This is a genomic window from Acetobacterium carbinolicum, assembly GCF_047456275.1.
In the GTDB taxonomy this organism is placed as follows: Bacteria; Bacillota; Clostridia; order Eubacteriales; family Eubacteriaceae; genus Acetobacterium; species Acetobacterium carbinolicum.
The window spans coordinates 1,577,099-1,598,720 of record NZ_CP173357.1 but is presented as its reverse complement, the minus strand read 5'-3'; the positions used below and the strand labels follow the sequence as shown (position 1 = coordinate 1,598,720).

The window sequence follows — 21,622 nt, the reverse complement described above, 5'->3', positions numbered from 1 at the left end:
TTTGCAAACTGTATGCAAATTTAGTTGTGCTTAATTCGTCGTCATTATATAATACTAGTAATTAACATAATGGAGGTATCCCTGTGACAAAGGTTCTGATTCTAACTTCGACGAAACGCGTGGACAAATTTTCAGATTTATCCGGTATCCCAAAAGACTGGGAATTAATTTTTGGCGAGGATCTAAATACTGATCAGGCAGTGCTACAAGCTGCTGGTGATGCTGATTTTATTTTTGCGGATGCCATTCGGGAAGTCAGCAAAAACCTGATTGATAGCATGCCCAATCTCAAACTTATCCATTCCGAAGGTGTGGGTTATAATAAAATTGATAGCGCTGCTGCTAAAGAAAAAAAAATTTACGTTTGTAACAATACCGCCGCCAACTCCAGTGCGGTAGCAGAGCAAACCATCCTGCTGATGCTAGGCCTCCAGCGACGACTCCTGGAAGGTGATCAGATGGTTCGCGATGGTCGGCAGATTCAGGCCAAAGGTTCATTTATTCTAGATGGTATTCCAGAGCTTGGCTCCTGTCATGTGGGGCTGGTTGGCATGGGTTCTATTGCCTTTGAAACCGCTAAGCGTTTGAAGTCATTTGGTTCGAGGCTCAGTTATTTTAACCGTTCTAGAAAAAGTGCGGCTGAGCACAAATTGGGGCTTAGCTATCTGCCTCTGGAAGACCTTTGCAAGCAGTGTGATATCATCAGCCTCCATTTACCGGTCACCCTGGAAACAACCGGCCTAATCAATTCTGAACTGCTGTCACTGATGAAACCGTCATCCCTACTTATTAATACTGCCCGCGGAGAGCTGGTTGTCCAGGAAGATCTGGTCGCCGCATTATCAGCCGGACTGATTGCCGGGGCTGGTCTGGACACGCTGTACCCGGAACCGGTTATGACCGATAATCCACTCCTTAATCTACCAGAAAGCTGTCGTTATAAACTGCTTTTCAGCCCCCACATTGGCGGTACCACCAAACCGGCTTTTGAAAAAATGCATAAAACGGTCTGGACAAACATTCTGGCGGTATCAAAAGGTGAATGCCCTATAAATATTGTTAACGGATTATAATCCTTAAAAAAGGAACCAACCGCCATCAACGTAATGGTGGTTGGTTCTTTTTTTAATTATTCAAACCTCAACGGATCAAGGTAATGATGTCTTTTTAAAAATATTGCATCAATAAAAAAAACAGGATTTCTAACATTATCCCAGCGACACCAATTAAGACTGGATTAAAATAATACCGCCGATCTCCAAGAATTAATAACTCTTCAGGGTCATCCGGTTTACAGCGGATTTGAACAATATCGCCCATATCGTAGCGTTTATCACCTTGGGAAGCCAATGCGGCTTTATGATAGACCTTTTGGGCAATCGTGTATTCCAGAATCGGAGTGTATTCATCGTAAACTTGTCGTCCATTCCGCACCTTGTTTTCTTTAATGTGCACCACTACCGCTTCAACGTCAACTCCATTAAGTTCTATCTTTTTTAATTGTATCAATCTGACAATTGAAAAAATGATAAGTACAATTCCTGCATATCTCAATATATCCAGTATCAACGCTATCATCGAACTTCACGACCTTTCGCTCCCAAATTTGAGGCAACCCATCAACACCATAACTATGTTGTCGATCATTTCTATTCATTATATAATAAAATCACCCAAAAAGGATCTTTTTATAATAAAAAGTAAAAGCGCTTTAGTTGCAGGAGACATCTTGTTATTTTTGAAGGAGAGCATTCTCAATCGCTTTTTTAATCACTTTACTTGAATTAGTCGCTCCAGTAACAGCATCCACATCTATCGTTTGTTCCTTAACAATGGTGTCAGTAATCACCTCAGCGGAAGAACCTCGTTCGTTCTGATGCTCAATCAGGTTGATGGTCTTAATTACTCCATTAGCAACAATAACTTCAGCTTTTGCCGATATATAACCGACATCATATGAGCCATCATAAACACCATCTGGAATTCGCGATAGATCAATGTTGGCAATTGTAATGCTGGCAACCGCTTTTTTATAGTTGTTTACATCACTAAGATAACAGGCACCAGAAAAGATTCCGATAATCAGAATCGAAATGATTAGTGGTAAAACAATCGTTTTTATTTTAAACATTTTGTTTCTCCTTCAGAATCGAATTCAGCAAGGTATCAAAGCTGTATTTCAAGAAATCTTTTTTTGTTGTATTCATCGCCTGTTCAATGTATTGCTGTTTTTTCCAGGCCATCAGAATGATCCCCGATAGACTAGCCCAGAACATAAACACGGTCTCCGGGATTTTAATATCTGAACGAAAAACACCCTGCTTAATCCCATCCACAAAAAATGTACCGATCAGTTCATTGATTTGCTCGCCCAATTCAAATATTTCTCGAAAAACCATTGGCGTATCTTCATTATTAACATCCACATTAAATTCTTGAAGTACGGTTTGAAAATACAAAGGATAGTCATCACAATAGGCGGTAAGTTCATTGCAAATTACATAATATCTTGCAAATAGGTCATTCCCCGGTTGGGTTGCAGTTTGAATGCGATCATAAAGCATTTTCATGCTTTTAAATATAATGCAATTGACAATTTCTTCTTTGTTTTTAAAATACACGTATAAGGTTGCCTTACTATATTCGGCTTCCCTTGCGATGTCATTCATTGTCGTATTGTCAACGCCATTTTTTTTAAAGAGTGTTTCCGCAATTGTTATAATGCTGTCTCTGTGAAAATCAGCTAGTTCTTTTTTTCGTCTTCCCATATCAAACCCTTATTTCGTTATTTATACTCTGGGTTTAATTATACCTGCTCGTCTATCATTAATCAAGTTGTTTACAAAAAACAATATCCAAAAAAATCCCCAGATTATCCGGGGATGAAGTTTTTATAGTATCTCTATTTCGATCTCGTCCAAACGAGAGAGTTCAACTTCGATCTTCTGTACGATCTCAAAACCCTTCCCTTTGTGGGGACTTCCCATGATTGCAATAACTTTCATGCTGACCTCACTTTTTTTTATAATTTTTGATTCCATTGATTATTCTTGCCAAATTTTCAAGAAGACCCCTGCTTTTTTTCTTGTTATACGGTTTTCATCATGATACAATCACAAAAGCATGACTCCCTGTAGCTGCCTGAGATTCTTCCAGTTTAAAATCAATTCCGACAGTGAAAAGTTCATTGCACTTTTCCGCAAAATACTTTTTTAACGAGAAAGGACTGATCATCATGGATAAAAAGGAATCTAATATTTTTAGTCGAACCAAAGAAATACTCACGCTTATTCAGTTTAATTTTCTGCATCTGCTCTTTTTTGAAGCTATCTATACCGTTGCCGGCACTATGATCATTTATCCCGGTGGATTTTTTTTGTTTAATAAAGCCATAACACTGTTGGGTTTTCCATATTTAAGCGGTTCAAATTTTACTCAAGCCTTAACTAACCCCCTTTTTCTGCTAACTTTTATTTGCTTTGCTTTGCTCGTCGCTTTTTTTGGTCTGCTGGAATTCACCACATTAATCATTCTTTTTAATGAAAGTCATTTCCGACGAAAAGTTCAACTGATTCCATTATGTATAGAGGGAACTAAACGAGCACTCAAAATAGTCAAGGCTAAAAATTTACCATTCGTGATTTTTATTCTTATCATTATTCCTTTAACTGAGTTTTCATTATCTTCTAATTTCATTTCGGAAATATCAATTCCTGAATTTATTATGAGTTATATCGCTGCCAGTTCATTGTACTCAATCGGTTTTACGGTACTGTCGCTGTTTTTGTTTTTGCTCTCAGTCATCTGGATTTTTTCATTTCACTATTTCACTTTGGAAAACAGTGATTTCTTCCCGGCAATTAAAAAAAGCAGCATTCTAATAAAAGGACATTTTTGGAAAACTATTTTCTTTGTAATACTTTTTAATCTCCTGATTGTGATATTGCTCGTTATTGTTGTGCTTGTTCTTGAAGTCATCGCTTTCTTTATCTTAGGTCAGATCCTGGAACACCCGCTGGCTTTATCCATTTTTATTGCTACTTTCGGTTTTTTGGTGTCTGGGTTGTTTACCATCTTTCAATTGCTCACCACATCCATCAATTTGGCGGTAGTTTCCCAGTTTTACTATACATATTCAGCATCGACCCACTTAAAGGTTAATTCTGAATCGCTAGTCAAAGATAAATACAAAGCAAAAGTAAAACGAAAAACAATTGTGACAATCAGTATAATCATGGTTTTCTTATTTACAACAATAAATAGCATTGTAATTTTCAACACCTTTTCTGAAGCCTTCAACGACCAGTTTTTAACGGGTCCACAAATAACTGCTCACCGTGGAGGTTCTAATCTTGCCCCAGAAAACACGCTGGCCGCTTTACAAAAAGCTATTGATCAAAGCGCTGATTATGCTGAAATTGATGTGGCTCAAACTAAAGACGGAATAATTGTTGTCTCTCACGATAATAATCTTAAGCGCATATCTGGAAAGGATTTGAATATCTGGTCATCAAACTACGTGGATATCAAAGATCTGGACATCGGTAGTTGGTTTGATCCGCAGTTTAAAAATGAACATATCCCCACCCTAGATGAAGCGATTAAACTTTGCAAAGGAAAAATACGTTTAAACATTGAGCTTAAGCCTACCGGGCATGAAGCAAGTTTGGTGGAGTCGACTGTTGATATTATCGATCAAAATGATTTTTCTAACCAGTGTGTCCTTGCCTCCCTGGATTATCCAACCTTAGAAAAAGTCGCCTCCATAAATCCAGATTTGAAACGGGCTTATATTACCGCTTTGGCCATTGGGGACATTCAAAAACTGCCAGTCGATATTTACAGCATTGAGTCATCCTTCATCACCCCGGAGATCGTTGCTGCCATCCATCGAGAGAAGAAAGAAGTTTTAGCCTGGACAGTAGAATCTCAGGAATTGACCGAAAAGATGGTTAAAATTGGTGTTGACAACATTATTACCGACGACGTGACCCAAACCAGGAAGACCATTGAACAAATGCTTGAACCACGAGAATTGATTGACCGCATCAATGATTATATTTTTGCAGATCTACTGTCATAATAGTTTGTGATCAAAAATACTTCAACCAAATTCTCTTATGTGCCAAGTAAGTGACGACCGCGATTGTCCTGAAATACTGTCGTTTTAAATGGAGCAATAAAGCTGTTTTTGTTGACGCTCTTATTTTAAGTTTTCTTTGTTTTTCTTGATGAGATTGATAAATAATTTTTCATTTGAAGACAACGCTTCGATTTTAGCTGTCTTTAAATGATTGTAATAAGCATCCATACTTTTTAATTGATCAATCAGTTTTAATAAGCTGTTATGCGCTTCCTGATCTTCTGGTGTTTGCGGTTTTACCTGGTCGAAGATGTTTTCCAGATCTTTTTTAGCTTGATTCATAATCGTTTGTGCATCGATGTATTCCTGATTTAACATATTATTCTTCTTTCTGACTGTATTTTGTACTGATATAATATTCTATTTTAAAACATTACAAATGAATAATATCACAAAACCAGGATGGTTGTGAACTAAATCTAACTCTCACTTAAAAAAAGCGTATCAAACTTAGGTTTGATACGCAATCACAAGTTTAGAGCCGGCGGTATTTCTTTAATGCGGTCACATTCACTAAAAACAACACCCCAATAAAGATGACCGATCCAACTAACCAGGGCCATATCGCTAAAAATCCCTTGCCCTGAATCATAATCATTTCCAGGGCTGTGCAGCCATAATAAACTGGCGTTAGATAACACAGGTTTCCCAGCCCAAAGGGAATGGTATCAATCGGGATCAGTCCGGAAAAAAAGATCTGTGGAATGATGATTACCGGAATAAACTGAACCAATTGTAATTCATTGTTGGCAAAGATGGATACCAGCGCGCCAACGGAAACCGCCGAAAACGCCATCAAAATCATCACCAACGTACATAAGGCGACCGATCCTTCCACCTGAAGTTGCAGTACATAAACGGCGTACAAAATAATCACCACACTTTGAATCGCTGCCAGTAAACCATACCCCAGGGTATAACCCCCGATGACATCGATCCGGCTGATCGGGGTCATCAGCATCCGTTCTAAGGTCTGTTCGAAACGCTCCCGAACAAATGACATCCCGGAAAGAATAAAGACAAAGAAAAATGAGATCACACCCAGAAAAACATAGGCAAGCGAATCCAGTTGATTATCCCCCGATGTTTCATAAACATAATCCATGATCAGCTCGTTTTGTGCGGGTTGTAAGGCTTTATTGGTATCCGTAATGGCTTCTATGGCGGCCGCGGACTTGGAATTTTTCTCCAGTAATTCAATATGGGTTCCCTCGCTATCGCTCCAGATCAGCGCATCGATTCCATTAATCTCCAAATAATCTACGGCCTCGGGTTGTTCTGTTTCTTCACTGACAGCGGCATGATTCTCAAGCTCAGTGACAAATTTTTCATTCATATCATAGACAGCAATCTTCGGCAGATAATTGGAATCACCGAGGATAAAAAATAACAGCGTTAAAACCAGCAGCGGTGCAAATAAAAGCAACCCCAATGATCGCTGATCGTTTTTCATTTGGCCAATGATCCGTTTGACAATGCTTAACACGATGTGACCTCCGCTTCTGACTGATTGTCGATAAAAAATAATTCTTCAATGTTTCCGTCTGAAGTCTGGGCGATTAAATTTTTAACCGTATCCCTGGCAATGATATGACCATTACGAAGCAAGGCGGCATCATCACATTGGGTAACCTCATCCATGACATGGGTGGTAACCAAAATGGTTGTTCCTTCATTTCGGAGCTGCCTGAGATATAGCCATATTTTGCGCCGCAGCACCGGATCAACCCCAACTGTTGGCTCATCCAGCACCAGCAGCTTTGGTTTGTGAATTAACGCTACCGCCAACGATATGCGTTTTTTCATCCCACCGGAACAATCGCGGACTAACTTGTTTTTACACGCTGCCATATCGACAATCTGGAGTAGTTCTTCGGCATTTGCTTCAAATGTTTTACGACTTTGCCGATGCAGACCGGCAAAAAACTTCAGATTCTCCCAGGCTGACAACTCTTCGTACAGGGCTTCATTCTGCGGCATATAACCCATCTGTGCAAGCAGCTGACGGTTTGGCACGGCGATACCGCCGATTGTTACCATTCCGCCATCCGTTGGAATGGCACCCATCATGATTCGCAGCAAGGTTGTTTTTCCTGAACCGGATGCCCCCAGCAGACAGAAGATCCGACCCGAATCAATCGTCAAACTAATCTGTTCTAAAACACGCTGTTTTTTGAATGATTTATCAACTTCTAAAATTTCAATTCTCATTTCTAAGTCCCTCTTCTTTATTTTATGATTATCCCCATTTTAGCCCTGTTCCTTTTTAAATTCAACCAACAGTCTTTTTCAAGCTGTTGGATTTTCTTGTTTATCCCAGCAGCTTCGTTTATAATCAAAATGAATGATCCCGTGAATGAGGTAAAACTGACATGAAGACGACTTTATCAACCACCGCCAAAGTTACCCGCCAAAACTTAATTGATTCATTTTGGCTGTTATATTGCAAAAAAAGCATTGAGAAGATCGCCGTCAAGGAAATCTGTGACGTAGCCGGCTATAATCGCTCAACTTTTTATGTTTATTTTAAAGATGCCTATGAAATTCTGGCAGAAATTGAAGAACAGACCATTACAGTGGAGGATTTTAAGAACATTGTTATTAAGAACCTTTTTTATGGTAATCTTTCTCATGATCATCGCAAGGAAGCCATTTTAAAATTAATTCTTGAATTTTTCGAGAAAAACAAGACTTATCTCCCGGTTTTATTAGGTGAAAACGGTGATCCCCACTTCAGGCAAAAGGTCTTGAAAAAGCTCACCCCGACAGTGCTATCAATATATAAAAAACTGTCCCCTCAGGAACTGATGGAAGTAAGCTATTTAATGGAATACCAGAGTGCCGCGATGCTCAGCATGATTGCAAAGTGGTATGCCAATGACAAAGACCTGCCTACCGAACAATTCCTGGAGTTGCTGCTGGCCGTGACAACCAACGGCGTTCAAAGCGAGCTATCAAAATACCGAGGCTAAATTGAATCACTTAACAAGCCAAACCGATTCTCTTGAAAATTGAGGGTCGGTTTTTTTGTTGCTACAACCGGAACTAAAACAGCCCTTAAATAGTCGACGACTACTTAAAGGCTGTTTTAGTGTTCTATTTTTAAAGCTGTATTAATGATTCTTTTTCTCCTGGGCATTTTTTAGGCTGATTGCATTTTCTCGGCATTCATCGGCATAATCTTCATAGGCTTCCCGATAATCTTCATAATCGATGGTGCAATCGCGGTCTTCAAAAGATTTGCAATAGCCTTCCAGCGCTTTCCAATCCCGGCTGTAGGCGTGAAAACTCAGGGCATGATGGGTATAGGAACCCAGTTCTTTAATCCCGACTTCCCTGGCAATCGTTCTTGACAGTTCGATAAGAGCGAAAACATTCATGGCGACTGCCTTAACTCCATCATTGCTTCTAAATACCACGTCGGTATTTAATTTGCCGTCTTTAACAGTGTAATGAATAAGCTGCAGGCAGGGTGGATGATTTAGTTTGGCGGCCTCCTGATTGGCCACATGTAGGGTTGCCTGTCTGGTACCGGGATCTTCTTTTAATTTATTGATAACAAAATCAATGTTTTTGGAAAACAGATCGTGATAGGTATACCCATACATATCTTTTTCAAAATCCTTGGTGCCTTCAACAATTTCCAGGACGTAGTCGACCAGGGTTTCCAGCCCGGTTGGCATGGCCATGGTAATTTTTATATCCTGTACGCTGTCGATATCCATCAGAAGGTGAATTTCTTTTAAACTGTCTTCGCGATCCTGATTCTTCCCCATAACAACATCGGCCTGGTTTAAAGCCTTCATCGCCGCCTCAATGCCCTTATGCAGTTCGGTTTCGTGAATGTAAGTAACCATCATTTTCACATCGTATCAGCTGATCTCTAACTCTCAAACCGCTAATACGAGATCCTTTCTATATAATAATACGTATTCGTTTATCTGCTTCATTGATGATCATACCATATCTTTCGGTAGATTTCATCTTTGTAAAAATCAAAATTAAATCCCATAATGTTTTCTATTTTAAATAGCTGATCATATTTTACGGCTGAACTAGAATTTTTTTAGAAAGTCTTCCGTCACGACGCCTCTTTTTATTGGCATTCCATGGGAGGGGCAAATCGAATCGTATTGGAGCTCTTTGATGATTGAAATTGATCGGTTCGCTTCCTCTTTATTCCAGATATAAAACTGGGGCAATTGTTTTAATTTTCCCTTAGACTCCTGAAATAAATCGCCAATAAATAATACATTCTTATAATGAAAAATCGAGTGTCCTGGAGTATGACCCGGAGCGTGAATCACACGAACCGCTCCAAAACTTTGATTCTCCTGATAGACGCCAGAAATGCTTGGTTTTTGAGGGTGCACAACTGCTTGCATGATTCGTTTGATTCCCGGTCGATTTTTTTCGCCCATAATATAGGGCACATCTTGCTGGGGTGCCCAAACCTCAGCTTGAGTTGCTTCCTGCAAGGCTTTAGCATTGCCGATATGATCAATATCATGGTGGGTCAGCAGTATTTTCGTTATACTTTGAATCGCTACATCCAAACTTTTCAGTTCCGCCAGAATTTGCTCTGCCAACCCCGGCATACCCGTATCAATGAGTATCCCTTCATCCGAACGAATAAAAAATACATGCCCATGGCTGGCACAATCAAGCTGATAAACATTTTCGATAATTTCCATCTTGTTACGCTCCCAAAAGTTATTTTTTTGTCAGATCCATAAAAGAAAAGCGACCAGAACGGCCGCTACACAGTGTCGATAATTATCGATTCAGCCCTCTATTCGCAAAATTTCAGACCTGCGCCTCTCGTTTTCCGACAGCAACAGCAAGTCCGATCAGCATGATCAGGGCTACTCCCGCCACAGCCGCTTCTGATGTGCTAGTGTCTACCCCAGTTTTGGGATTGGCTGAACTGGCATGCTGTTTTTTGAATGTTTGCGCCGAAAGCGGTTCCAGATACAAACAGGTCGCATCACGGTCGACATCCCCATAAATCGGACTGATATCAATGCTGCCTTCGGCCACAAGAGCCTTAGCGACGGCTCCCGATGTGCATAAATCAAGAATGCCATTGTTAATAATAATTTTATTATAGGAGAATAAAGCGCCGGCATCGCCATGATCAGCAATCGATTCGACGACCGTATAGCCGCCGTTGAATACCAGTTCATCATAAGCTCCGATACCGCGGCTGTAACTGGTTGGACTATCGGTAAAAACATCAATATTTCCGCTATTGACAATTAGATCGCCAAAAGCAAACAAACCAAAAGCACCGGCATAATCACTATTATAAGCGGTCACAGCAATGTTTCCCCCGTTGATGGTGAGATTTCCCGGTGTGATATCCTCAGCATTATTACCTGCCAAAATTCCAACGGCGGAGCTGGAACTTTCATATCCAACGGCTGCAATATCATAGGTTCCGCTGTCAATCACCAGGTTTCCAACAACATTGATTCCACCACCCATTAAATCAGGGGTCGCCTGTCCCTTCGCAATCAGCGTACCTGTCCCGCTAGCATTCATATCAGCTTCCGCTTTGACGGCAAAACCATTATCGGTTGTAATAACATTGGTACCAAGTAGGACGAGTTTAAAAGGAACTGCTGTCGATTTGACATCCAGCTTTTCTCCTACAAAATTATTTAATGTCAGTTCGTTGGCAGCTGTATCATATGAATAATCGGATCCGCTATTGGTGGCCAGGACATCAATGATCACGCCATTCTGGGTTAAGCACAAATATGTGGCCGCCTGGGTTTCTATCTTTTCTGGTTCAAGGTTTGCTATTACCGGTTGCTCTGAAACGACCTCGACTTCCATACTATTGTCGGCAGGAGCTGTTGCGACCGCTGGCAGCGGGGCAATTTCGGTACTGCCTGCTGTTTCTTCAGTTACTACAGTCTCTGTATCGACTGCTTCAGTTGTTACTAAAACCAGACCTAATTCGTTGGTTGGTTCTTTTTCACTTACCGCTTCTCCAGCGGCAAAAGCTGAGACCGGAATTAGCATTGACAACATCGCCGCAACCATCAGCAGGGATAAAAACTTTGATATTCGCTTCATTTTCTTCTCCATTTCAAACCGTATTTTGATGAATTGTTGAGATTGGCAGCTATTCTTTAAAATCTTTAGTATCGTACCATTCTGTTTTTACTCGTTTACATCATCGCATATGATTAAGATACCACAATCACAGAAAAATGTCGATGGATTGTTCGATATTTCTTGCATGGCAACTGTCCAGTTATCAGAACAAATGCAAAAAACCGCCCACTGGCGGTTTTTTGTTAATATGAACGCGTTTTATTTATCACATTTCATTTATTTAGTACGGCTTTTTAAATTGCTTAATCAGATTTTTTCGATTCTAATTCGAATCAGATATCCAGGGCTGCGTGGTAACCCTGATAAATGGCAGTCGTAATGGTGGATGCTTTAACACAATCCCCAATTTCGATAACATATGGGGCACAATCTACCAAAGTTTCGGCAATATTGCGACGCGGCTTTTGTCCCAGAGCACAGATGACTGTCGTTCCTGGAACCAGTACTTCCTTGCCATTGGCATCTTCACAGACAACCCCCTGATCGGTAACCTGCAATCCTTTTAATTCAGTATGGACGGTAATACCACATTTTGCGATTTCATTCATCATCAGCGGACGATGGCGCAAATTTGCGTCTGGTGCCAATTCCGTTCTCATTTCGATGAGGTTAACGGTCTTCCCTTCCCGGGCAAAATGGATGGCTGCTTCACAACCGGCCAAACCGCCACCTAATACAACCACGGTATCCCCGACCTGATCTTTTTTCTTGTAGTAGTCATTGACGACAATCACATTGTCGCCGTCCAGACCGGGAATTGCTGGAACGATCGGTTCCGAGCCGACTGCTACAATCAGGGCATCAACGTTTTCCTGATCGACATATTCTTTTGTTACCGGTGTGTTTAAGCGAATCTCTACACCGGCATCTCTGGCCAATTTTTCCAGAGTAACACCCAGCTCGTACATTTCATATTTAAATGGTATTGCCTGTTCACCTTTTAAGATTCCACCTAAGGTATCGCCTTTTTCACAAAGAATAACCTGGTGCCCCCGTTTGGCCGCCGTTAACGCCGCTTCCAGTCCGGCTGGTCCGCCGCCTGCTACCAATACTTTTACCGGGTTGGCAGTGGGAATAATTTCAGTTCCATCCATTTCCCGGCCAATTAAAGGATTAACGGTACAGCGCCGCGTGGATGTGACTGCCCGTTCGGCCATGCAGGTAAAGCAGCGCAGACATTTAACAATATCGGCATCCTGATTGCTCATAACTTTTCGCGGCAGGAAGGGGTCCGCCAACAGTGCCCGAGCCATTTCGACAATATCAGCTTGCCCGGAAGCAATAATCTCTTCCATCATCGCAGGATCATTCAGTCCGCCAAGGGTAGCCACCGGAACTGAAACATGTTTTTTAATTTCTGCAGCTAAATAGACATTTCGGCCATGAGGTTCAAACATCGATGGATGCGTTAAACCAAATCCACTTTGGTAAGTACCGGCAGTAATATGGAGTAGATCGACCTTGGATTCAACCAGTTTGGCGATTTCAACACCCTCTTCAAGGGTATAGCCACCTTCAAAAAATTCAGAGCCACTCATTCGAAACTCAATCGGGAAACCTGGTCCCACAGCTTCACGAACACTGTCCAGAACTTCCAGGGCCAGACGCGCCCGGTTTTCTAGCGGACCGCCGTATTTGTCGGTTCGGTGGTTAAAAAAGGGTGAAAGAAACTGGTTCAGTAGCCAGCCGTGACCGCCATGAACCATGATCATTTCAAATCCTGCCCGTTTTGCCAATCCAGCCACCCGCCCATAAGCGGCGACAATATCATCAATGAGTTCCTGGGTCAGTTCTTTAACCGGTCTTCCATCAGGACGGGTTCCGGCGCTGGGTCCCCACTGAGCCATGCCACCTTTTTTATCTTTGTCGGTTAGATAGGTGCCGGCATATTGTCCGGAATGAGAGAGTTCAACACTGGGAATGGCGCCATGACGACGGATTGCATCGGCTGTATAGGTAAAGCTCGACAGTGAATCAACCGTTTGCAGATCAAGGTGATACATATGGGAGCCTTCTGTTTCAGGATGAACTACACATTCACTAACAGTGACAGAGGCGGCACCACCTTTGGCTCTGAGTTCATAAAAAGCTTTCGATTTAGGACCGATGGTACAATCGGCTGTAATGTCGGTGCCTCCCATGGGTGCACCAAACATTCTGTTTCTGAAGGTTACATTACCAATTTTAATCGGTTTACATAAATTTGGGTATTTTCGTTGCATCGTCAATTCTCCTTTAGAATTTTGATTGGTTCCGTCAATATTAAGCGGTCGATTTGATAAAATCTTAACATGATCTTTTAGTGATGTCAATAAAATCATGTAAATATTTACATGTTTAAACATGCAACATTTTGCAGAATAACAACGTTTTATCCTTGACGTTTATTTAAAAGATGGTTATCATTAAAAAAAACATGAAAAGAGGGACCTTATGATCTCAGAAAAATTGCTTGAAGAAATCAGGAAGCTCTGTAAAGATCTAGATAGTTTGACCCAGGAGAACTTTGATAAGGGCATAAAAATTTTCGCAGCTAATAAGTCCAAAGCTCATACTAGCCAAGTGGTTGATGTCATCAGTAAGAAAGAATATGAACGGCTTTCAAAAAATCCTGAATATACCGAGGCCGCCGAGCTTATCACCAACACCCTTACCCTGCTGGAAGAACTGGATCATTTGGAATGGGTTTATAATGACCTGATTCGAAAACTTTATCATTGTAGACCTGACCAACCACAAACAACCGATGACGATACCGTTTTTAACCTTGAACCACCATTTTCCCGTTCGAAATTCTTAAATTAAAACAGCAATATACTTGGATCGTTACCAGTAAAGCTCCAATCCGACCCCCACCTCACCCACAGGAATATGTGAGTGAATGGCTGCTTTGACGGCAAAGGTGGTGCAGTGGCAGGGATAGATCTGTTCGATTTGATGGTTTTTAAAATAATCGATGGTCTGTACTACCCGGTCATTGACCTCAAATAGATGGAATCCGCCGATAACTCCGCGAACTCGTTGGTCTCCGGTGACGGCTTTGGCGTATTCTATAATATTACAGATACCGCTGTGAGAGCATCCAGTGATAATGAAAATTCCCGCTTCGCCCTGATAGACCAGAGCGGAATCATCCAGCAGATAATCATCGGTCAGTTCATCACCTACTTGCTGTTTTCCAATCGGTTCCGCTTTCTCAAAATCGATCACCCGAGGAATTTCACCCAGAAAGGTGATGTTCTCGGTAACCTTTACCGGAGTCCGAGTGAGTTTCAGCTGGCAACTTTCTGCCAGTTCTGTTCGGGTAAATGGGATTGATATTTTCAGACCGTTATACTCTTTATAATTCAGGGCATCAGGATGAGCGATAATATGAAATGGTTGCTTTCTCTTGATATCCAATAGGCTTTTTAAGCCTCGAGTATGGTCATCGTGGCCGTGAGAAAGTACAAGGGTATTAATCTTATTCAAATCAATATTCATGGCTGTGGCATTTTTAATGAACAGATCCGAGTAGCCCACGTCAAAAAGAAAGGCTTCTTCCCCGTCCTCAATATAATAGCACACCCCGGGCTCACCCCAGTAATATTCGTCGATAATGGTGTTGTTATCAACAATGACTTTTAGCCGCATTCTAGCCTCCATTTGTTATGATTTAAAAAACCTTGGTCGTCCATTGGGAGCAATCCCAGACTTCATTAACAAAGCTTTCGTAGAATTCCGGTTCATGGCAGACCATCAGAATGCCGCCATTATAGGCTTCTAACGCCCGCTTCAGTTCAGCTTTGGCATCGGCATCGAGATGATTAGTGGGCTCATCCAGAACCAGAATGTTGGTTTCCCGATTGATCAGTTTGCATAGTCGGACCTTGGCCTGTTCGCCACCGCTTAAAACCTTGACCATACTTTCAATATGTTTACGCGTTAAACCGCATTGAGCCAGGGCTGAACGGACCTCATTCTGATTCAGAGACGGAAACTCGTTCCATACCTCGTCAATACAACTGGTTCGGATATCCTGATCCATTTCCTGTTCATAATAACCGACTTGCAGTTTTTCCCCTTGTAATACGGTGCCGGTGATCGGTGGAATCAATCCTAACAGGCTTTTTAACAGGGTTGTTTTTCCAATACCATTCGTACCTCTTAAAACGATTTTCTTTTTCCGTTCCATGACTAAATTTAGTGGTTTGGACAGGGGTTCATCATAACCGATGATCAGATCTTCAGTTTCAAAAACCCGGCGCCCAGTGGTACCGGCTTCCTTAAAATTAAACCGCGGTTTGGGCTTTTCGGATGTCAGCTCAATGATGTCCATTTTATCCAGTTTTTTTTGTCGGGACATAGCCATATTCCGGGTAGCTACCCGGGCCTTGTTTCGGGCCACAAAGTCTTTAAGATCGGCAATTTCATTTTGTTGTTTAGTATAAGCAGCCTGTTCCTGAGCCTTCTTTGCTTCTAACACTTCCTGGAACTTAGCATAATCCCCTACATAACGAGTCAGTTTTTGGTTATCCATATGATAAATAAGATTAATCACGGAATTGACAAAGGGCAGATCATGGGAAATCAGAATAAAGGCATTTTCATAGTCATTGAGATAGCGCTTTAACCACTCAATATGCTGCTCATCGAGATAGTTAGTGGGCTCATCCAACAGTAGGATGTCCGGTTTTTCCAGCAGCAGTTTTCCCAACAACACCTTGGTACGCTGGCCGCCGCTGAGTTCGGTGATGTCCTTATCCATACCAATGTCGTTGAGACCCAGGGCATTGCCTACTTCTTCGACCTTTGAATCCACCAGATAAAAGTCATGAAACTCCAGCAATTCCTGAAGGTCACCCACTTCTTCTAAACTCTTTTCCACTTCTTCCGGACTGTCCTCACCCATTTTTTCATAAAGATAACCAATCCGGCTCTCAATATCCAGTAGAAAATCAAAGGCTGAGGTCAGCACGTCCCGGACGGTCATTCCCGATTGCAAAACCGCATGCTGATCCAGATAACCGATCCGCACATTTTTGGCCCATTCCACCTTGCCCTCATCTGGCATCAGCCTGTCGGTAACGATATTCATAAAGGTAGACTTACCTTCTCCGTTTGGTCCAATTAAACCGATATGCTCTCCCTTTAATAACCGAAACGATACCTGATTAAAAATCGCCCGATCACCAAAACCGTGAGAAAGATTCTCGACATTTAAAATACTCATTTATTCTCCATTTCTTATTTTTTCAATTAAAAACACTTCCAGATTTGTGGTGCAGATCAGGAAGTGTTTTATTTATCCTACGATTCTTGCATTATAGTATACCATATGCCCGATGATTATACCAGACTGCCTGGTCAGTTTCACAGCTTCATATTAAACCATTTATTTTTTATTCGTCCGCTTTTTGACCCTTTGATTATTACTCTTTGGTCTTCTTTTTCGTTTGCTTGTAGCTATATTAAAGTAGAGAATTGCCTGCATCAAGGTTACCAACCCCATAATTATTTTCTCAAACCAGGTGGCCCCCAACAGATTTCCCAGGGTATTTAAACAGGCAAACATAAAGGATAACCAAAGATAAACTTTCGAAAACAGGTTAAACTCTTTATCGTCAATGGCACCTGCTGCCACAGCAATCAGGGGGATGCCGAAACACACCACAATCACACCCGTGATCGAAGATTCATAAATAAGAACGACAATTAACACCAATGCAAAAAAGAGCCAGCCTTTATAGAAGTTTCTATAGTCTTTTACTCGGATCAGCCCGGATGCCGCGGCAATTACCGGGATCCCATAGATCAACATAATTATGCTGGTGGAGGCTGCTTGAACGGCCGCATCATAACTTTCCAGTAGTCCACCACTGATGAATTCATAGGGCAGAATTTTTAGTATCACCAACAGAAAGACAAACATTGTGAAAATGTTCAAGGCAATAATTCCCTTGCCGGCCGTTTTTCTGTTTATTCTCATGATTCCTCCCTTGAAGACGTATTGTGTGACAATGACTAAAAATATTCCGGAATCCGATCAATCGAAACCCTGATCAGTTTATCCCAACACATCTCCCCGCACCTGACCATACATGGGCTTTGCACTTTTTTCTGAAGTTCTTGTGGAAGTAATCGAAATCCCAGTCGACGATAAAAATCCGGATCAATATCTGAGTAAAGAAAAATAAATGCGTCCTCATCTTTTTCGATCTTAGAAATACGATTTTCTAAAAGAATGGTCGCGTAGCCTTTGCCAGTGTGGGGTTTTGGTGTGAGAACCGAACCAATACCGTAAACCTTTTTCCCCATAATCGGTTCTAATTTCAACACAATCAATGAGCTGACAAGCTGCCCGTCTTGATCGATGACAAAACGTGTTCCAAAGGCATCTTCTTTTGAATTATCCTTGATGTACTCTTCCAGAGTTCTGCTTTTATGCCAGACTTGATACGCCTTGCGAAATAGAAATTCCCGTTCCTGTTTTGTTGCTTCTCTAATTATCATCCTTCGGGAACTGGCACTGTCCCCAATCGCTGCACCCAGCATAATCACCCTCCCCAAACTGTCAAAATTAACCTTAATCATGGTTTTAACGTTATTTATATTATACCATAAATCCATCGTTATTCAAAAAACATCGTACAAACCAACCAAAGCCAATGTCACTTTGACTATTTTCATTGTTACATATAATAAAATGAATATGGCAGATAATCATTAATTCTGAGTCGTTAGTTAATGTTTCGCATTGTTTGGTGCTGGTGCTTTCACAACAATTAGTTCTAATGTTTCGGTGTGCATATTCTTGACATTCATTTTGGTTTGAAGTGGTATTTTTAATAGCGTTCCTGCTTCGTATTCATGAACCTCCTGATCGTCAAGTCCAATTGAGAGTGTTCCTCTGACCACAGTCATGTAGACGTTGGAATTGGAAAAATGCTCAGGAAGTCCTTCCTCTTTATTAAATACCATATGCAGATAATGAACGTTCTCATCAAATATTACTTTCTCCACCGCCTTATCATTACCTCTCGACAGTTTAAAAATTTGTTCCACCATTTTATTGTCCTCCTTTTTTCTATCATACAATTAGGGAATCCCAAAACATCTCTTTTTTTTACAGTATTTTGCAAGCGCCTATGTTATAGGATATACCCATCTAATCACCAACTATTGATTAACGCTTTTATTTTTGCCTTTCATTATACATTTTTAATTATTTTCTCTAGAATATTCACAAATCGCGTATTGCTGATGGGATGATGACTAATGAGTTTCCCGTCAAAAATAATGCCAAATGTTCCAAAGGGGCAGGGCGAATTTTGTGCCGTCGCCGCATCAGAAAGATTAATTAACTGTGCCTCTAAATGGAATCGATCCTTGGCTGTTGCCATTATCTCGTTAACATTTTTCTCTGTGTAGGGGCATTGTGGTGAACGTAAAATTGTTAAGCCTGATCCGAATTTTTTCAGATTTTCCTGCATAGCTTCCTTGAATTTCGGATCATTTGTTTTAACATCGAACTTTTTGACCATTAAATGAAAATCTGGTTTTACTTGATCCACAACTTCAAATCCCATTTTTGAGAAAATCGCATCATTTGCCATGAATGAACCTTTTCGAGTCACCACCGCCACACCTTTTTTTTCAGTTTTTTTCGCATCCTCGAGACAGGCCTGAATCAACGCTGTCCCATAACCTTTCCCTTTATATTGTTTTTTCAGCCCAACATAAAGACAGTGAATAAACAAATACCCATCTGCTTCAACGGGTCGATGGGCATAACTTCCGGGAATGTACTCAATCATCCCCTGGTAGCCCCCTTCATCACTCAGCACCGCCTTGATTCTCAGACCTTTCGAATAATAATCGGTAAACCACTGAATTTTATTTCGTAGCTCCACATGTTTCTTGATATCTTTATAACCGCATACTCCATAGTCCGCAATATTATCGGGAGTCAAGTCTATTATTTCAAACGCACTCATCCTAGCCTTAATCCTTTCTATTTTTAATTCATGAGATTTCTTTCCCAATCAGACATAATCGAGCGTATTAAACTTTGAGAATCGATTCACCGTCTAATTGACAGATCATCAGATATTCCTGATCTAGTTCATCAATCACAAAAAAGCCAACCGCCTGATACATACTCAGAGCATAATTGTCTTTCTGCACGGCTAACGACACCTGTCGGTAGCCCTTTATTGTCAAGTGTTGCAGCATTTGTTTCATGAGTGCGGTGCCGATGCCACTATTACGGTATTCCGGATACAGTGAGATCGCAAATTCCGGTGTTTCGTCATCCACATTTCCAAATCCCCGAACCGCTCCAGCTATGATGCGGGTCCACACGGCACCAACAATTTTATTATCACACTCGGCAACCAGGCAATAGTCATCCGTTCCGCCGAAGTTTTCGATGTAAACCTGCAGTTCCGGCTGCTTGATCACATCCCTTGGCAGTCGGTTTTGCTCGTCTGGCTGAAAAATGGCCTCATATAAAAAATCAGCAAGCAATGGTATCTCTGAAGGTTTGATTTCCCGAATAGTATAGTCTTTCATGTTATCCTTTCCGATGTTTGGAAAGGATTGACCGCATTAATCGCTGTCAATCGACCCCATCCACCGTTTTAATTCGAAATAAACATTTGGGTCCAGTAATGACTGTATCCAGAACCTGATTGGGCATAACCTACTCCTAGCTTGTTAAATCCCGGATTTAAAATATTCGCCCGATGGCCCTCTGAATTCATCCAGCCATTCATAACCGCTTCCGGACTGGAATAACCGGCGGCAATATTTTCACCAGCGCCCTGGTAATTAATCCCTAGTTCTGTCAGGACGGTAAAGCAGCTGCTTTGATTTGGTCGAGTGTGTGAGAATAACTGGATAATTTCTTCTGCCCTGATTTGCGCTGCCCGTGTTAAAGTGGCCTCACTGCTTACCAGGCCAAGATTTCTGGAAGCCCGTTCCTGATTGACCAGAGCGATCACCTGAGCTTCAAAAGAAGGCGTGGTTGCCTCGATAAATGGCGTATCCGTCTTTCCCGGAGCAGCGGTTCCCTTGGGCTGAACAACAATATAAATCCCTTCAAGGCGATAAGAATAACCCTGGGAACCTGCACTTTCACCATTTTTTGCCCAATCCAGCCAGCCATAGTTTTGGACATGAACCTGATAGTAAACGTCAAACTGCTCGGCATCCGCCCCGGTGAGTTTGATCTGGATCCCTTCCAGACGAAGGCTTTGGCCGGAGGTTCCGCTCATTCCCCCGTTACTTTTCCAGCCTCTGGCGGTATCGGCCTCCCAGCCGATATTCTGAATATGGGTTTGATAGGTAATCCCCAAATCGGTTACGGGGGAATCAAGTTTGATTTCAATCCCCTCCAGGCGCAGACTTAAACCAGAGGTTCCACTCATCTTGCCATTTGACACAAAATCCTGCCAGCCGACATTTTGAACATGGGTGCGATAACTGACATTTGGGGTGCTGGCGGCCAATATATTATTAGGCATAATCCCGATGCTAAGTACGAATGCAAATAAAAAATAGAAACACCATTTTGCAACTTGCTTCATCTTACTTTTCGGATGATCTAATCAAACGGTCATCCATCTCCTTTTTTATGTTATCTGTATTAATACCGATTATCGCATTAAATAATTAATCCTGAGTCGCAATGAACTTATACTTCTGATTTTATTAATAGCCGTTTTGATCTTTTATCCCATTTTAAAAAATGAGATTACCCTGTCTGCCATTTGCCGATGGCCCGCCGGGCTCTGATGAATCCCATCCAGATACAGATCCTTGTCGGTCCAGTCGATGGCAGCTCTGAAATCCAGAGCTTTGATCCGGGATAATGCCGGATCATCTCTTAACCACTGGCAGTAAGCCTCGATCATCCCCGCCGATTTTTTAAAATTGACTACCACCCCCCCTTCTTTAAAGGTCACCGGCAGATGAATCGGTGGCGGGATGGCAACAAAGACCTGAAGACCATTAGCGCTGGACTGATCAACCATGGTGATCATATTTTGGGCGGCACACTCCCAACTGTGATTAAAAAAGATATCGTTATAGCCACCCATCAGGATCACCCCATCAGGTTTTGCATTAAAGACCTGTTTCTGGATTCGGTTTCGCATCCCGTCAGTGGTATCCCCGCTAACCCCGCGATTGATCATCTGGATTCCGGTTTTTTCTTCTGCAATTACATGCCATTTTTCTTCCCGGGACACCTGATAACCAAAGGTCAGACTGTCCCCTAAACATATTATTTTCACGATTTTTCTCCTTATAAACTGGCCTTATCTTAAGCTTTCAGCGGTTATTATTTAACCATGTCTATGATAGCATAAA

Annotated in this window: 23 protein-coding genes; 4 read left to right on the top strand and 19 right to left on the bottom strand. The window is 41.6% G+C overall.

Features of this window, described 5'->3' with window-relative positions; all coding sequences use genetic code 11:
* The first annotated feature begins 83 nt into the window (after window positions 1-83).
* The gene (locus ACIZ62_RS07410; RefSeq protein WP_111887307.1) at window positions 84-1,073 is read left to right on the top strand and encodes a 2-hydroxyacid dehydrogenase; all 990 of its coding nucleotides are present in this window, start codon (window positions 84-86) and stop codon (window positions 1,071-1,073) included.
* Between the two features lie 94 nt (window positions 1,074-1,167).
* On the opposite strand, the gene ACIZ62_RS07405 is transcribed toward ACIZ62_RS07410, so the two are convergent.
* From ACIZ62_RS07405 to ACIZ62_RS07395, 3 genes are all read right to left on the bottom strand, one after another.
* Window positions 1,168-1,578: a DUF3592 domain-containing protein gene (locus ACIZ62_RS07405; protein ID WP_111887308.1), complete on the bottom strand. Its 411-nt coding sequence runs from the start codon at window positions 1,576-1,578 to the stop codon at window positions 1,168-1,170.
* 154 nt (window positions 1,579-1,732) lie between these two features.
* Window positions 1,733-2,131 (bottom strand): FMN-binding protein, encoded by a 399-nt coding sequence (locus ACIZ62_RS07400; protein ID WP_111887309.1) that lies wholly within the window; start codon window positions 2,129-2,131, stop codon window positions 1,733-1,735.
* Window positions 2,124-2,768, bottom strand: a complete 645-nt coding sequence (locus ACIZ62_RS07395) for a TetR/AcrR family transcriptional regulator (RefSeq protein ID WP_414151617.1) — start codon at window positions 2,766-2,768, stop codon at window positions 2,124-2,126. The genes ACIZ62_RS07400 and ACIZ62_RS07395 overlap by 8 nt, the downstream gene beginning before the upstream one ends.
* 467 nt (window positions 2,769-3,235) lie before the next feature.
* Here ACIZ62_RS07395 and ACIZ62_RS07390 point away from each other — a divergent pair, with 467 nt between their 5' ends.
* Window positions 3,236-5,083 carry a glycerophosphoryl diester phosphodiesterase membrane domain-containing protein gene (locus ACIZ62_RS07390; RefSeq protein ID WP_414151616.1) on the top strand — a complete coding sequence of 616 codons (1,848 nt, stop codon included), beginning with the start codon at window positions 3,236-3,238 and terminating at the stop codon, window positions 5,081-5,083.
* A gap of 120 nt (window positions 5,084-5,203) precedes the next feature.
* Here ACIZ62_RS07390 and ACIZ62_RS07385 read toward each other — a convergent pair whose 3' ends face one another.
* The 3 genes from ACIZ62_RS07385 to ACIZ62_RS07375 all read right to left on the bottom strand — a co-directional run bounded on the left by ACIZ62_RS07385 (window position 5,204) and on the right by ACIZ62_RS07375 (window position 7,354).
* Window positions 5,204-5,461: a hypothetical protein gene (locus ACIZ62_RS07385; RefSeq protein ID WP_111887312.1), complete on the bottom strand. Its 258-nt coding sequence runs from the start codon at window positions 5,459-5,461 to the stop codon at window positions 5,204-5,206.
* Between the two features lie 157 nt (window positions 5,462-5,618).
* A complete protein-coding gene (locus ACIZ62_RS07380) occupies window positions 5,619-6,629 on the bottom strand; it encodes an ABC transporter permease (protein WP_414151615.1) in 1,011 nt (336 codons plus the stop codon).
* Window positions 6,623-7,354 (bottom strand): ABC transporter ATP-binding protein, encoded by a 732-nt coding sequence (locus ACIZ62_RS07375; protein ID WP_111887314.1) that lies wholly within the window; start codon window positions 7,352-7,354, stop codon window positions 6,623-6,625. The genes ACIZ62_RS07380 and ACIZ62_RS07375 overlap by 7 nt, the downstream gene beginning before the upstream one ends.
* A gap of 161 nt (window positions 7,355-7,515) precedes the next feature.
* On the opposite strand from ACIZ62_RS07375, the gene ACIZ62_RS07370 reads away from it, so the two are divergent.
* Window positions 7,516-8,115 (top strand): TetR/AcrR family transcriptional regulator, encoded by a 600-nt coding sequence (locus ACIZ62_RS07370; RefSeq protein ID WP_322518792.1) that lies wholly within the window; start codon window positions 7,516-7,518, stop codon window positions 8,113-8,115.
* Between the two features lie 141 nt (window positions 8,116-8,256).
* Here the strand turns inward: ACIZ62_RS07370 and ACIZ62_RS07365 are convergent, their stop codons facing one another.
* From ACIZ62_RS07365 to ACIZ62_RS07350, 4 genes are all read right to left on the bottom strand, one after another.
* Window positions 8,257-9,003, bottom strand: coding sequence for a thymidylate synthase (locus ACIZ62_RS07365; RefSeq protein WP_414151614.1), 747 nt, complete (start codon window positions 9,001-9,003; stop codon window positions 8,257-8,259).
* Window positions 9,004-9,198: 195 nt separating this feature from the next.
* The gene (locus ACIZ62_RS07360) at window positions 9,199-9,837 is read right to left on the bottom strand and encodes an MBL fold metallo-hydrolase (RefSeq protein WP_111887317.1); all 639 of its coding nucleotides are present in this window, start codon (window positions 9,835-9,837) and stop codon (window positions 9,199-9,201) included.
* A 112-nt stretch (window positions 9,838-9,949) separates the two neighbouring features.
* Complete coding sequence (locus ACIZ62_RS07355) at window positions 9,950-11,227, bottom strand: LPXTG cell wall anchor domain-containing protein (protein ID WP_414151613.1); 1,278 nt, start codon at window positions 11,225-11,227, stop codon at window positions 9,950-9,952.
* A 314-nt stretch (window positions 11,228-11,541) separates the two neighbouring features.
* Window positions 11,542-13,491, bottom strand: a complete 1,950-nt coding sequence (locus ACIZ62_RS07350; protein WP_414151612.1) for an FAD-dependent oxidoreductase — start codon at window positions 13,489-13,491, stop codon at window positions 11,542-11,544.
* A gap of 211 nt (window positions 13,492-13,702) precedes the next feature.
* Here ACIZ62_RS07350 and ACIZ62_RS07345 point away from each other — a divergent pair, with 211 nt between their 5' ends.
* The gene (locus tag ACIZ62_RS07345) at window positions 13,703-14,074 is read left to right on the top strand and encodes a hypothetical protein (protein ID WP_414151611.1); all 372 of its coding nucleotides are present in this window, start codon (window positions 13,703-13,705) and stop codon (window positions 14,072-14,074) included.
* Between the two features lie 21 nt (window positions 14,075-14,095).
* Here the strand turns inward: ACIZ62_RS07345 and ACIZ62_RS07340 are convergent, their stop codons facing one another.
* The 9 genes from ACIZ62_RS07340 to ACIZ62_RS07300 form a co-directional block, all read right to left on the bottom strand.
* Window positions 14,096-14,902, bottom strand: a complete 807-nt coding sequence (locus ACIZ62_RS07340) for an MBL fold metallo-hydrolase (protein WP_111887320.1) — start codon at window positions 14,900-14,902, stop codon at window positions 14,096-14,098.
* A gap of 22 nt (window positions 14,903-14,924) precedes the next feature.
* Entirely contained in the window at window positions 14,925-16,481 is a 1,557-nt protein-coding gene (locus ACIZ62_RS07335; protein WP_414151610.1) for an ABC-F family ATP-binding cassette domain-containing protein, read from the bottom strand.
* Window positions 16,482-16,643: 162 nt separating this feature from the next.
* Window positions 16,644-17,237 (bottom strand): hypothetical protein, encoded by a 594-nt coding sequence (locus ACIZ62_RS07330; protein ID WP_111887322.1) that lies wholly within the window; start codon window positions 17,235-17,237, stop codon window positions 16,644-16,646.
* A 35-nt stretch (window positions 17,238-17,272) separates the two neighbouring features.
* The gene (locus ACIZ62_RS07325; protein ID WP_242988609.1) at window positions 17,273-17,803 is read right to left on the bottom strand and encodes a GNAT family N-acetyltransferase; all 531 of its coding nucleotides are present in this window, start codon (window positions 17,801-17,803) and stop codon (window positions 17,273-17,275) included.
* Window positions 17,804-17,992: 189 nt separating this feature from the next.
* On the bottom strand, window positions 17,993-18,316 hold the full coding sequence (locus ACIZ62_RS07320; protein ID WP_111887323.1) for a cupin domain-containing protein: 324 nt from the start codon (window positions 18,314-18,316) through the stop codon (window positions 17,993-17,995).
* 143 nt (window positions 18,317-18,459) lie between these two features.
* Window positions 18,460-19,245, bottom strand: coding sequence for a GNAT family N-acetyltransferase (locus ACIZ62_RS07315; RefSeq protein WP_111887324.1), 786 nt, complete (start codon window positions 19,243-19,245; stop codon window positions 18,460-18,462).
* A gap of 67 nt (window positions 19,246-19,312) precedes the next feature.
* Entirely contained in the window at window positions 19,313-19,822 is a 510-nt protein-coding gene (locus tag ACIZ62_RS07310; protein WP_111887325.1) for a GNAT family N-acetyltransferase, read from the bottom strand.
* Between the two features lie 68 nt (window positions 19,823-19,890).
* Complete coding sequence (locus tag ACIZ62_RS07305; protein WP_414151609.1) at window positions 19,891-20,775, bottom strand: CAP domain-containing protein; 885 nt, start codon at window positions 20,773-20,775, stop codon at window positions 19,891-19,893.
* A gap of 207 nt (window positions 20,776-20,982) precedes the next feature.
* Window positions 20,983-21,546, bottom strand: coding sequence for a GDSL-type esterase/lipase family protein (locus tag ACIZ62_RS07300; RefSeq protein ID WP_414151608.1), 564 nt, complete (start codon window positions 21,544-21,546; stop codon window positions 20,983-20,985).
* Between the last annotated feature and the right edge of the window lie 76 nt (window positions 21,547-21,622).